This window comes from Pedobacter sp. HDW13 (assembly GCF_011303555.1).
GTDB lineage: Bacteria > Bacteroidota > Bacteroidia > Sphingobacteriales > Sphingobacteriaceae > Pedobacter.
Window position 1 is genome coordinate 2,229,238 of record NZ_CP049868.1, and the last position, 12,914, is coordinate 2,242,151.

General features: G+C 39.3%; 13 protein-coding genes. 3 read left to right on the top strand and 10 right to left on the bottom strand.

Translation table 11 applies throughout. The features are described 5' to 3' along the window. Positions 1 to 59: 59 nt before the first annotated feature. From trmD to G7074_RS09375, 5 genes are all read right to left on the bottom strand, one after another. Positions 60 to 734, bottom strand: coding sequence for a tRNA (guanosine(37)-N1)-methyltransferase TrmD (gene trmD, locus G7074_RS09355; protein ID WP_124558981.1), 675 nt, complete (start codon positions 732 to 734; stop codon positions 60 to 62). Positions 735 to 783: 49 nt separating this feature from the next. After that, the gene (locus G7074_RS09360) at positions 784 to 2,133 is read right to left on the bottom strand and encodes a DUF4419 domain-containing protein (protein ID WP_124558980.1); all 1,350 of its coding nucleotides are present in this window, start codon (positions 2,131 to 2,133) and stop codon (positions 784 to 786) included. A 69-nt stretch (positions 2,134 to 2,202) separates the two neighbouring features. After that, positions 2,203 to 2,796: a hypothetical protein gene (locus tag G7074_RS09365; protein WP_124558979.1), complete on the bottom strand. Its 594-nt coding sequence runs from the start codon at positions 2,794 to 2,796 to the stop codon at positions 2,203 to 2,205. A gap of 52 nt (positions 2,797 to 2,848) precedes the next feature. Continuing rightward, positions 2,849 to 3,376: a ribosome maturation factor RimM gene (rimM, locus tag G7074_RS09370; protein WP_124558978.1), complete on the bottom strand. Its 528-nt coding sequence runs from the start codon at positions 3,374 to 3,376 to the stop codon at positions 2,849 to 2,851. A gap of 116 nt (positions 3,377 to 3,492) precedes the next feature. Continuing rightward, complete coding sequence (locus G7074_RS09375) at positions 3,493 to 4,053, bottom strand: 30S ribosomal protein S16 (protein ID WP_124558977.1); 561 nt, start codon at positions 4,051 to 4,053, stop codon at positions 3,493 to 3,495. 145 nt (positions 4,054 to 4,198) lie between these two features. Here G7074_RS09375 and G7074_RS09380 point away from each other — a divergent pair, with 145 nt between their 5' ends. Further along, positions 4,199 to 4,720 carry a 5'(3')-deoxyribonucleotidase gene (locus tag G7074_RS09380; protein ID WP_166208103.1) on the top strand — a complete coding sequence of 174 codons (522 nt, stop codon included), beginning with the start codon at positions 4,199 to 4,201 and terminating at the stop codon, positions 4,718 to 4,720. 131 nt (positions 4,721 to 4,851) lie between these two features. Here the strand turns inward: G7074_RS09380 and G7074_RS09385 are convergent, their stop codons facing one another. Continuing rightward, positions 4,852 to 7,896, bottom strand: coding sequence for a VIT domain-containing protein (locus tag G7074_RS09385; protein ID WP_166208106.1), 3,045 nt, complete (start codon positions 7,894 to 7,896; stop codon positions 4,852 to 4,854). Between the two features lie 146 nt (positions 7,897 to 8,042). On the opposite strand from G7074_RS09385, the gene G7074_RS09390 reads away from it, so the two are divergent. Then, on the top strand, positions 8,043 to 8,366 hold the full coding sequence (locus tag G7074_RS09390; RefSeq protein ID WP_025141635.1) for a heavy metal-binding domain-containing protein: 324 nt from the start codon (positions 8,043 to 8,045) through the stop codon (positions 8,364 to 8,366). Positions 8,367 to 8,450: 84 nt separating this feature from the next. On the opposite strand, the gene pfkA is transcribed toward G7074_RS09390, so the two are convergent. The 4 genes from pfkA to G7074_RS09410 form a co-directional block, all read right to left on the bottom strand. After that, positions 8,451 to 9,434, bottom strand: coding sequence for a 6-phosphofructokinase (gene pfkA, locus G7074_RS09395; RefSeq protein ID WP_124558975.1), 984 nt, complete (start codon positions 9,432 to 9,434; stop codon positions 8,451 to 8,453). A 4-nt stretch (positions 9,435 to 9,438) separates the two neighbouring features. Further along, complete coding sequence (locus G7074_RS09400; protein ID WP_124558974.1) at positions 9,439 to 11,115, bottom strand: protein-disulfide reductase DsbD; 1,677 nt, start codon at positions 11,113 to 11,115, stop codon at positions 9,439 to 9,441. A 140-nt stretch (positions 11,116 to 11,255) separates the two neighbouring features. After that, the gene (locus G7074_RS09405) at positions 11,256 to 11,705 is read right to left on the bottom strand and encodes a protein-disulfide reductase DsbD domain-containing protein (protein ID WP_124558973.1); all 450 of its coding nucleotides are present in this window, start codon (positions 11,703 to 11,705) and stop codon (positions 11,256 to 11,258) included. An 8-nt stretch (positions 11,706 to 11,713) separates the two neighbouring features. Continuing rightward, complete coding sequence (locus G7074_RS09410) at positions 11,714 to 12,490, bottom strand: biotin--[acetyl-CoA-carboxylase] ligase (protein WP_166208109.1); 777 nt, start codon at positions 12,488 to 12,490, stop codon at positions 11,714 to 11,716. Between the two features lie 44 nt (positions 12,491 to 12,534). On the opposite strand from G7074_RS09410, the gene rsfS reads away from it, so the two are divergent. Continuing rightward, entirely contained in the window at positions 12,535 to 12,909 is a 375-nt protein-coding gene (gene rsfS, locus G7074_RS09415; RefSeq protein ID WP_039474075.1) for a ribosome silencing factor, read from the top strand. Positions 12,910 to 12,914 lie beyond the last annotated feature (5 nt).

The following is a 12,914-nucleotide window of genomic DNA, read 5'->3' on the forward strand; positions in this document are numbered from 1 at the left end:
CAAGGAAGTACGAAATACCCACTAAAGGGTATTTTTCCCGCGTAGAAATATCGCTCTACTTATTCAAGCAAATCGGGGCGACGTATTTTAGTTCGTTCAAGGGCTTGTTCGTGCCTCCATTCGTTTACCTTCGCTTCGTGTCCGCTTAACAAAACATCGGGCACTTTATGTCCGCGCCAATCGGCCGGGCGGGTGTATACGGGGGCATCAAGTAATTCTCCCTGAAAACTATCGGATAAGGCCGATGTTTCATCGTTTAATACGCCAGGAATTAAGCGTACGACGGCATCTACTACAATGGCTGCAGGAAGCTCACCGCCACTTAAAACATAATCGCCAACAGAGATTTCTCTGGTTACAAATATATCTCTGATACGCTGATCTATGCCTTTATAATGCCCGCACAGGATAATGATGTTTTTCTTAATGGAAAGCTCGTTAGCCGTGCTTTGATTTAAGGTAACACCATCGGGGCTCATGAAAATAATTTCATCGTACTCGCGCTCTGCCTGAAGTTTTTCAATACAGGCAGCAAAAGGTTCAATACTCATAACCATACCACTTCCACCACCATACTGATAGTCATCTACACTTTTTTGCTTATTGGTAGCATAATCACGTAAGTTATGTACCACAATTTCGGCAATCCCTTTTTTCTGTGCGCGGTGCAGTATAGAATGGGCAAAAGGACTTTCCAATAGGGCGGGTAAAACAGTTATAATATCGAAACGCATAGCGCAAAGGTAAGTCTTTAGTCTGAAGTCTTTAAACCAAAGTAGATTTTTACCTGATCCCTTTTACTACTTTCAGTTCCGGCCCTTTATCATTGATAATAATCTGCGTTTTTGGAAAAAGCTTAAATATCCGCTTTTCTTCTTCTTCGGTTATATTACCGTGCAACTTGAGTGTTAAAATACTGATCTCGGCCAGCTGATCCGGTATTTTAATCTGGTTTTTAAAGCTGAGTTCGAGCACACGCAGATTTTTAGCAGCATACACTTCGTTGGGTATCTCTGTAATGTTATAAACGCTCAGCGCATCAGATTTGCTCATGGTAGCTCCGCCTTCTACTGATGAGCTAATTGCCCAGCCAATTTCTGGCTTTAATGAAAAATCATTTTTGTTTTGCCTAAGGCCTACAAACCCCGCCCAGAACTCCATGTTGTATGTCTTCCTGGTTACTTTATCTTCTAATATAAACGGAACCTTTACCAGCTCCGGTGCCAGGCCACCAATATCAGAAATGGGCTTGAAATTGGTTTTTAATCCCTTTTTATTGTAAGGAAAAAGTTTTGTAATCCAGCCATCTATAGTGTTAACGGTACCATAAGCTTTGGTGGTATGCACTTTAATCATATTCATCCAAAACTCGTTATTCGGCTTGCCTTTTTTGGCCTGGATAATTTCTTTTACAATGGGTTCGAGTTCTGTTGTCCACCAGCTTAAATCGTACTGTTTAATAAATTTTATTTTTTGGAGCACTTTTTCCCAGTCCTCCACAGTTCCTTCTATCGTTACCCTGGGGATACCGCAGCTAATCAAAATAACCTGGTATACAAAATATGATCTCATTCCTTCCATCAAGGTAATTTCTGATGCAATTTTAGTGGTAGGAGTGGTGGTGCTAAAATCTGCTGTTAGATTTTTAACAAACTTCTTTCCGGTAAACAGACTTATTTGCTGATTAAACTGTGGAAAAAGTGCTTCCCAGTTGCTATTTGCGTTACCTAGCTTGATATCATTAGCCATTACGGTTAGCACTTTACGCCCTTCAAAATTAACCAGTTTACGCCTTAAAGCCTCCCTGTTGTTATCGATATGCCTTGCAAACCCTTGACTGATGAGTAACCAAATCATATCAGGCGATAAAACTACAGGCCTGTGATCTTTATAAGCGTTAAAAAAGCCGGTTAAAAAGGGATGATCCTGATAAAAGACAAGACTATCGGGCAATGGAGACATTTTTTCGAACGCACTGCGATATAAATCCGGCAAATCTTTTGCGGCGGTTTCTTTTAGTAATTTTTCTGGAGGAGATAGTTTTTCAATTTCTACAACAGTGGCTTTCTGGGCATTTACGGCTGTGCCAAATACTGTAAAGAGTAAAAATGAGAGGTATAATTTTCTGATCATAACAGCGGATTTAAAGTTATGATGCAGATTACGGCAATTTCCATAAAGGAAACGGTTAATTAGCTGTTTTTAAACTGTCCATTGATCGTGAATAACGGCAACCAGATAATAGGCATTGTTATATTTTTTAAAAACAAATCGCAAGCTGGTCCAATCGAGGCCTCTGTATTTTTCATCAAAGCCTTTAAAATAATACTCTGTAAAATGAAGTTGAGGGTAGGTATCCTTCAGGTTATCAATCGAATTGCCCTTACCTATAACCATATCGAAACTTTTCTGCGGGGCATGCAAATAGCCTGCGTTGTAAATAAATTTGTCGATATAGGTTTTGACCCTGATTTTAATGGGCTCGCCGCTTCCGTCAACGTGGCCCCAGGTTAAAATCCAGTTCCGGCTTATGGCTTCAAGAAAGTCTTTGGCCAGCACTTGTTTGTGGGTTGGGTCGATAAAGCCATATGGAGAGAAACGCACGCCATCTATGGGATGAAAAAGTGCGGCAAAAGCATCGTAATCTTTGGCTTGCAAAGCGGTTAATGCTTTTAAACCCACGGCTTCAATTGAATCCCGCTGACTTGCCTCATTCGCTTTTGCAGTATGTGCGGTTTTATTTTCTTTACGGTTGCAGCCTAAAATGAGTAGTACAGCAATTATTAAAACAGACAAACACCTCATAAGAGGTAAAACGAAAATTCTGCTTAAAAAGTTTCGGTCTTGCTTATTTCTCTAAATAAACATCAAGCAAGCCTTCAGGTAAATCGAGTGTTAAAATCTTTTCCTCATCATCAATTTCAACGATAAAATCTTCATTTAAAGGGAAAAGAATTTCTGTCTCCTGATAAAGCACGGTAGCTACAAACTGTTGAGGGTATTCATTAACCTCCAAAATCTCACCCAGTTCGCCAAGGGCTTCATCAATAGCCATAAAGCCTTTTAAATCGGTATAAAAGAATTCGTTTTCATCGCGCTCAGGCATCTGCGCAATTGGTAGATATAATTTCTTTTTTAGCAGCGGCTGAGCTTTATCAATGTGATCAACATCATCGAAGTTAAAATAACCTGTTTTATTGGCCTGCAGCTTTGCCGATGCCACGAAGTAAGGCACCAGTTTGCCGTTCATATCAGCAAAAACCACATCAAAATCGAGCTGTTCGTATTCGTCGAATTCGAAAAATACCTGAACTTCTCCTTTTAAACCTCTTGTTTTTGTAACGTAACCAACGTAAAATGCTTCTTCGTGTTTCATAATCACCCTAAATCCCCTAAAGGGGACTTATTAACACCCCCCTTTAGGGGAAAGGGGTATTAATAAAAATAGCGTTCCGAATCCGGAACGCTATTTTTTGAAACGGAATAATTAAATTATTCTGCTCCTTCTTCTTTAGTAGCTTCTGCTGCAGGAGCTTCTTCAGTTGCTTCAGCCTCAACAGCTGGAGCTTCTTCTTCAACAACCTCTTCTGCAACTGGTGCATTTTTAGCTGCGATTGCTGCTGCTTTTTCTTCTTTTTTCTTAGCTTCTGCTGCTAATGCTGCTTTACGCGCATCTGCTTTAGAAGTAGCTAAACCTTCTGTTTTACCAGAGATTTTACCAGCTTTAGCATCTAACCATGCTGCAAATTTTTCGTCAGCTTGTTCTTGAGTTAAAGCACCTTTTTTAACACCACCTTCTAAGTGTTTTTTGTATAAAACACCTTTGTAAGAAAGGATTGCACGAGCTGTATCAGTTGGTTCTGCACCACTGTTTACCCAAGCTAAAGTTTTTTCGAAGTTAATTTCGATAGTAGCAGGATTAGTGTTTGGGTTGTATGAACCTAAACGCTCAATAAATTTACCATCACGTGGAGAGCGAGAATCTGCTACCACAACGTGGAAAAAAGGTTTACCTTTTTTACCGAATCTTTGCAATCTGATTTTAGTTGCCATTTCTTTTTGTATTTATGTATTCAACATAGTTCCCGGAGCTGCATGCTGCGGGGCTGCAAAGATAACTAAAATACTGTAAATTAAAAACATACTTTAATTTATTTGTTTTCTGGATATTTACGATCAAAATATTTGCTGATACAAAATGAAAAGAATTGCGATTGATATGGACGAGGTAATTGCCGACGCCCTCGGAAAATTTATTAAACTGTATAACCGCGATTACAACGTACCGCTCGATTTGAAAATAGCTGCTGGAAATGAAATTTACCATCATGTTCCGCATGAAGTTAACCAAAAATGGTTCGAGTACATTAACGAACCTGGCTTTTTTCGCGATATGGAAGTAATTGCCGATAGCCAGCGGGTAATTAAGGCCCTGCAAGAAAAATACGATGTCTATATTGTTTCGGCGGCTATGGAATTCCGCAATTCGCTGGTTGATAAATACGACTGGATGGCCGAGCATTTCCCCTTTATTGATTGGCAGCACCTTATGTTCTGTGGAAACAAAATTGTGGAGGTAGATATCCTGATCGACGACCGCATTAAAAATTTTGTAGGCTTTAAAGGCCGGCCGCTTTTGTTCACCTCGCCACACAATTTACTCATTACCCAATATGAGCGCGTAAACACTTGGGAAGAGGTGGCGGGTTTATTACTTTAAGCTATATCAAAAACCGTCATTTCGATTACGGCAGGAAATCTCGTTCTAGATTTCGCTATGCGATAGTCGAAACGACGACATAATTGAAAGGCTATCCAATCAGTATAATCATTTAATCTGTGTAATCCTTTTTAAAAGTTAAACTCACCAACAAAGTTGCCCTTACTATCGTTTGCAGCTAAGGGCATTACAATTACCTTGCGTTGCTGTTTACCAGTTGCATACTGGGTATAAATCTCAGCGGTTACAGTTGTTGGTCCGCTAATGTTAATCTGCCTGTCGCCAAAATAATTTACCTCGATTTTATATTTCCCTTTGGGCGCTTTTTTAATCATAAACTGCTCTGGGCCATAACCCGCTGTAAAATCGTTACTAATCCTGCCACCGATTTTTGTCCTTGAGTTACCATAATAACCCTTTTCGCCCATCGGATCAGTAAGCCATAAATCGATATCTGTATCGTTTTTATTCCAGTTTAATACCACGCGCACATCCACAGGTAAAGGCTGGATTAATCGTTTATCAATATCTTTAGTGCTTAATTTATTGCTATGGCGGGCAATTAAATTGTTGATTTCAGCAATTACAATTTCCTCAATCCCCTGATCCCTGCTGGCAATCTGGCTATTGTAACTTTGTGTTAATACTTTGTATAAATTATCTAAAGCCTTTTGATACTGACCAATATCTGCCAATGCTAAAGCATAATCGCGGTAACTCTGTGCGTCCATTGGCCGCCATTGTAAAACTTTTTGGGTAATAAAAATCTCCTCATTATAATTACCTGTTTGTTTGAGTTTATAAGCCAAGGTTTTATATAGATCGGAATTTTCGAGGTCTAAATCGGCAATGTTGCTTAAAATAGTTAAAGCCCGTACACTATCTTTTTGCTGGTAAAACCAGTTGGCTACGTCAAAATAAAACATGGGTGTAGACACATAATCTGGTCGCATTTTTAAATAAGCCTGATAAGCGCTGTCCGGTTTTCCTACTATATTTTTCATGTAGGCTTTATCGCTCTTAAATTCTGGTATAACAATAGTTGGCCGTTTATCTCTCCCCACTGTGCTTGTATTTTGCACACTTAGGCCAGCAACCTTACCCTGCAGAAAACCACCAATTTCTTTCGCTTTTAACTGCGTTAAAGCAGCGCCTGTTATGGCTCTTTTTGCCTGTGCACCATAACCCACAACCACTACTTCATTTAATTCATTTGTCCGTTCAGCCGCTTTTCTTGCTGCACCAACAGGAGGGGCAACGCGCACTTCTTGTGCCCTGATTGCCTCGTTCCTCCTTGAGGTAGCAGCCAGTTCATTTACTACAATATCGGCAGTAGGATCACCTTGTATATCAGCTTGTCCCGGATCAGGGTAACCTTCTTTTTTCTTCTCAATTTCCTGGTTAAACTCCGTATTCCACCAGGTTTTTAATTCTTTTGTCATCGCTACAGCTGCGTTAAGCAAATCCGTTTTACGTTCCAGAATTGCTGTTCTACGCTGTTTTAAAACTGCCTCGTATTCTTGCCTCAATTCTGCTGGCGGCACAATATCATAGCGCAGGTAATCATCGAGGTTTTCGAGCACAATTAAACTGGTATTCCGCGTAACAATGCCAAACTGTTTACTTAAAACGCTTATGTCGTCTTTGTTGGCTTCGTATTGGATATCCATTTCAGCAATTTTCTTCTGTGCCCAAACCCTGCTCACATTGATGCTGTTAAAAGTATGTTCTGTGCCATTTAAACGAACCTCTTGCTCAGACACCACTGAATTGCCGTAACCAAACTGCAGTACAAATGCAGTGTTGATCCCGTTTAATATTCCCGCCAAAGAAAAGTTTCCGCCTACGTTAACATGTACCGAGGGATAGGTTTGACGCACATCCGATCCATTTTTAATCCCTAAAAACTGTAGGTTCTGCTCGTTAAGCTGTTTAAAGGCATCATTAACCGCAATGGCATTGAGGTTTATAAACTGTCCTCCCGTTTTCTGACTGATGTATTTCAAAGTACTATAATCCGCTTTTAAGGCTGTATTTATAGTATGTACGGGTTTATTTATCGAAATTACATTTGGGCCAAAGGTTGAGAGGCCATCGCTAAACAACAGGTATTCATCGGCCTGAAAAGCGCGCGTGTTTACAGCACTAAAATTTGTACCACCATCGTAAACCAGATTTTCCAGTTTGTTTTTGAGTAAGCCCCAGTTCCCATTCGAAATGGTAAAGTTACCGGCCTGTTTAAAGCCATTGTTTAGCAAACCCAGTTGTATGGTTAAGTTTTGCTTTTTCTTGATAATCTGATCTAAAAGTTCCAGTTCCTTTTTAATACCACGCTGTAAACCGCTTAAAGAGGTATCCCAGATTAAACCAATCTGGTTAGACCATTGGCGTTGCCTGCTCTGTGTTTTCGGAAACACATTGACTAAAAAGTAGTATCCACTGGATGCTTTTTGCATCTGAACTTCCGGTAAATCGCTCCGCTTGGGTAAATTTATCGTTAAACCATATTTTGGCTGGTAGTTGTTTTTATTAATTTCGCCAACATAAGTGTTCCCATTGGCTTTTAAATTAAAGCTGCCTTCGGGTTGCTCGCTAAGATGAGGCTTTAAAACACTTTCAAAAACCGTAGTTTTTAGCGTAAAGTTTTCTACTGCCTGGTTATAGTTTAAAGGCAAATGGTAGCGTAGGGCGTTTCCATTATTAAAGCTAAGCTCTTCTTCATAACCAACAACAATGGTTCTGCTTCCGTTGGCAGGCAAGGGGTAAATCCTCGTCCTGAAATTATTGCCTTCTACTTTCTCCAAAAGACCCGGATCGACCCTACGACGCTCTATACTTTCAAAAACCTCAGTTGCCTTAGCTTTTTCAACTGGTACAGCCTCACGCATTTTCCCATTAATATCGAGTGCGTAACGACTAATGCTTACACCCTCGGGCATAGGAAAGGTTAATTCACCTTCCAGTATACGATTGCTGTTGTTATAAAACGTCATAGTCATTACCGTAGTGGCAATATTTCCGGTAATTTGCACATCGATATTTAGCTTTTTAAGCTTTACAGCTCGTTTTTGCGCTTCATTTTCTGTTTGCTCAATTTTGAGTACTGGCATTTGGGCCTGCACTAAAAATGCAATTGAAAGGAAAAAGAAGAGGAGAAGAGTTTTAGAAGGTTTCATAACTATCGGTTTTTTAATAGTGATGCGAAACCGGATGAGATTACATAAATTTATTTTTCTAAATGCAGAAACGGCTTAAAAAAGAGCGTTCAAAATTTTTGTAACATTTTAGCAGGATAATATTCTAATTATAAAAAACTGAAACTATGTTAGTAACCACAACGCCTACAGTTGAGGGCAGAAAAATTGTAAAATATATCGGCTTAGTAACCGGAGAGACCATTATTGGCGCAAATATTTTTAAAGATTTATTTGCAGGCATAACTGATATTGTAGGGGGGAGATCGAGCTCTTACGAACGTGTTTTAAGAGAAGGAAAAGATACTGCTGTTAACGAAATGCAACAATATGCGGCTGCACTTGGAGCGAATGCTATTGTTGGCGTAGATTTAGATTACGAAACAGTTGGTAGCGGAGGCAGTATGCTGATGGTAAGTGCCAACGGTACTGCTGTAATTTTAGAAGATTAAGATATTTGCTTATAGCGAAACTAAGCAAAAACAAGAAAGTCTTTCCGGTGCGGGAAAGACTTTTCTTTTATATCATATTTTTGATTAAAACGACAGTATGTCGATCATCTTTAACCATTTAGTACTTACCTTCTCAGCATCGATGTGTTTAATGGCATGATCAAATGGCGTAAAAGTAATTTCACGGTTCACCTGGCCAATCATTACACCACTTTCGCCTTTAATTAGTGCTTCTACCGCTGCAACGCCTAACTGGCTTGCTAAAACGCGGTCCATGCAGGTTGGTTTTCCTCCTCGTTGAATATGGCCTAAAATCGAAACCTTAGTATCATAATGCGGGTATTTGGCCTGCAAAATTTCAGCCACCTTAAAAGCTCCGCCCGTATCATCGCCTTCGGCAACAATAATAATCTTCGATGCTTTATCTTTCCGGCTATGTTCCAGTTTATGCAAAATATCATCGGCATTCATATTAGCCTCCGGAATCATAATGGCTTCTGCACCCACGCCAATACCACTTCTTAAAGCAATTAAACCCGAATCGCGTCCCATTACCTCAACAATAAAAAGGCGGTCATGCGACTCTGCAGTATCCCTGATCCGGTCAACCGCGTCAATTACAGTATTAATCGCCGAATCGTAACCAATGGTAAAATCAGTACCTGCCAAATCGTTATCAATGGTTCCTGGTAATCCTACCACCGGGAAATCGAATTCTTTTGAAAAAATATTCGCTCCGGTAAAAGTTCCGTCGCCACCAATCACAATCAGCGCATCGATCCCTTTGGCTTTTAAATTTTCGTAAGCCGTTTTTCGGCCTTCAACGGTTCTAAAAGCTTCGCTCCGTGCAGTTTTTAAGATTGTACCACCGCGTTGGATAATATTTGCCACAGATTTACGGTCCATGGCCATAAAATCGTTGTTGATCAATCCTTCGTACCCACGGATAAACCCGGTTACTTCAATATCATAATAAATAGAGGCCCTTACTACGGCCCTTATTGCAGCGTTCATACCCGGCGAATCACCACCTGAGGTTAAAACACCAATATTCTTAATTTTGCTCATTTGTTTATTTCTTAGCAAACTCTGATAATCCCTGATCCAGATATTGCAAATATTTGTCTATATCAAATTCGACACCAATAGGCGGCGAAACTAATTCCTTTTCATCGGTACCCAAAAGTACGTAATATGGTTGCGAAATGGTATTAAATCTTTCTGCTTGCAAGTGTTTAAATTTCTTTCCTACTGTATTTACTTTGGTACCCAGTATTTTAGAATCAAATTGTTCGGCAATTGGTAAATTGGTTTTATCGTCTGTATAGAGTGAAACAACAATATAATCTTCTTTTAACCTCTTAAGCACTCTCGGATCAGACCAAACCCTTGCTTCCATTTCGCGGCAATTTACACAACCATGGCCGGTAAAATCTAGAAATAACGGTTTTTTTACTTCCCTGGCATAAGCAAGCGCTTCTTCGTAATCAAAGAAACCATCAATATTATGTGGAATGTGTAAAAAGTCCGCATATTTTCTTTTGGGATGGTTTGAAGCTGTACTTTGACCAACTCCTGATCCGCTATCCTGGCCAATGACAAAATCCTGGGTAGATAAGGGAGGAACCAAAGCGCTAACTGCTTTTAATGGCGCGCCCCATAAACCAGGAATAAGATAAATGGCGAAAACAAAAGTAGCAGTGGCAATAAATAACCTTGGAACCGAAACATACGGAAGGTCACTATCGTGAGAAAACTTAATTTTTCCCAATAAATAAACGCCTAAAATTAAGGCTAAAACGATCCAGATGGCTAAGAAAATTTCGCGATCTAAGATACCCCAGTGATAAGCTAAATCGGCTGTTGAAAGGAATTTTAAAGATAAACCCAGCTCAAGGAAACCCAGAAAAACTTTGATCGAGTTTAACCATCCGCCTGATTTTGGCAAGCCTGTCATTAAGCTTGGGAAAATGGCAAACAGAGTAAAAATTACCGCTAATGATAACGAAAAGCCAAACATCACCACCACTGGCGTTAACAAATCTGTATTAATAGCCACTAAAGACGTTCCGATTAACGGCCCGGTACAAGAGAAAGAAACAACGGCTAAAGTTGCTGCCATAAAGAAGATTCCGCTCAGGCCTTTCGAATCTGATTTGGCATCGAGCTTATTAACAAAAGAGCTTGGCAGCGTAATTTCGAATGCGCCTAAAAAGGAAACACCGAAAACAATCAATATCAGGAAGATGAAAATATTAAAAAATCCATCGGTAGAGATCTCGTTTAATGCACTGGCACCCCAAATCAGCGTAATAATTACACCTAAACCAACGTAAATTACGATGATGGATAAGCCATAAATAATAGCACTTCTGATTCCTTTTGCCCTGCTTTCTGCACGTTTGGTAAAAAAACCAACCGTAAGCGGAACCATCGGAAATATACACGGAAGAAAAAAGGCTGCAATACCAGCCAACAGGCCTAAGCCAAAAGTTACCCATAAGGATTGTTTTGGTGCTGCATCTTTAGCAACAGCTGCAGCTTTATCTACTTTAACCGTATCCTTTTTAACCGAATCTTTTACCAGACTATTCGCAGCACTATCCTGTGCCGATCCTACTTCGGTAAAAACAATATCATCGGGTGGGGCAGTTGCTGTGGTATCTTGCGTTACAAGTGCGTAACTTTTAATGGCCGGTAGTGCAATAAACATCGCCGCCATTAATAACAATAATAGAACCTTTTTCATTTGTGCGCTTTGTGTGTGTTTGAATGAAGCCGTGAAATTAATAATAATTTTATTAACAGCTTTTTACCACACGTAGATTTTACTTTAAAAAGAAACAGTCCCGAGTTTGTCGGGACTGTTTGTAATTATTTTGTTGTCAACTATTTAACCGGAACGCTAAATTCAACCTCTTCTGGCGGAAGACATTGCTTATCGTTACAAACCATAAATTCTACTTTACCTTTTGCAATGGCTGTACCTTTATTTAGCTTAATTTTTTGCTGAAAAATAACAGACTTTTCGAAATAACTAACGTTCATTTTAAAAGTACTCTCGTATTTTACAATCGCCTTAGGCTCAACTGTTTTTCCAACCAGACTAAAATCTTTAGAAGGAGCAAAGGTAAAAGTAGTTTTTACCGGACCGCCGTCTTTAACGTTTTGAGAATAAATGTGCCATCTGTCTTCAATAGTGGCTTTTAAATATATTGTAGCTTCGTTATTTCCGGTTTTCTTTGCAAAATATGCCCAGGTAACCGGCTTTTCAATTTGCGCAAATGCACCAGCAATGGTAAAAAGTACCATTGAAAGTACCAGTGAGATTTTTTTCATTGTGTGTTTTATTTTGTGTGTGTAAATTCTATTTCTTTAAAATTGAAGCTTTTTAAGCCTTGTTCGGTCTCTACCCTTAATCTGCCGTTTTCTTCAACTCCGATTATGCTACCTTCAAAAATGGCTCCATTAATTTGATATAACGCCCTAACTCCAAAGTTATACAGTTTGCCAAGGTAATCATTTTGTAAAATACTATACTTTCCGGCTCTCAAAATTAAGTAGTATTTTTCCATAAATATGAATATTTTCTCCATAATATCCATTAAAAACATTTCCTTTTGTAAAATTTGAATGACTGAAGTGGCTCTTTGAGTGATATTTTCGGAAAATTCTTTCTGATTCACATTTAAACCAATGCCAATTACAGCCGATTTAATTACACTGCCTGTCAGTGTGTTTTCGATCAAAATTCCGCCAAGTTTTTTATCCCGGTAATATACGTCATTAGGCCATTTGATACTAAGCTCATCCGGAATAAAGTGGCTTAGTGCTTCGTTAACGGCCAAACTAACGGCCATATTCAGATAAAACTGCTTATCGAGGGGTAAAAATGAAGGCTTTAGGTAAATGCTGGTACTGATATTTTTTCCGGCCTGCGTTTGCCAAATGCTTTGCTGCTGCCCTCTTCCGGCAAACTGATTATCTGCCATAATTACAGTACCTTCGGCTAATGGCTCGGATTTTGACACCATTTCTTTTAAAAAGTTATTGGTAGAATCAACTTCTTTTAATTTGATTAAATTTTGACCAACAAATAGTGTCGAAAAAGTGTTATTTTGCAAGTGTTGAATTTATAATATTGTAATTCCAAAATTAAAGCATTTTAATGGTAAAAAAGAAAATAGTAGCCCTTTCTACATACCTTTCTGAGTTGGCTGTTCACGGCATACAAGAGAAAAAAGGAGAAGATATAGTGCGGTTAGATCTTAGAAATATCCATACATCGGTAGCTGATTATTTCATTATTGCCAGTGCCAACTCGGGCACGCAGGTAAAAGCTATTGCCGATAGTGTAGAAAAAGAAATATATAAAGCCACTCAGGTAGACCCCAGACACAAGGAGGGTTTCGAATCTGCCGATTGGATTATCCTGGATTATTTTGATGTGGTTGTGCACATTTTTAAGACGGAAAAACGCCATTTTTATGGCATAGAAGAACTTTGGGGGGATGCGGAAAGCACAAATTATCAAAGCGCGTAACCTTT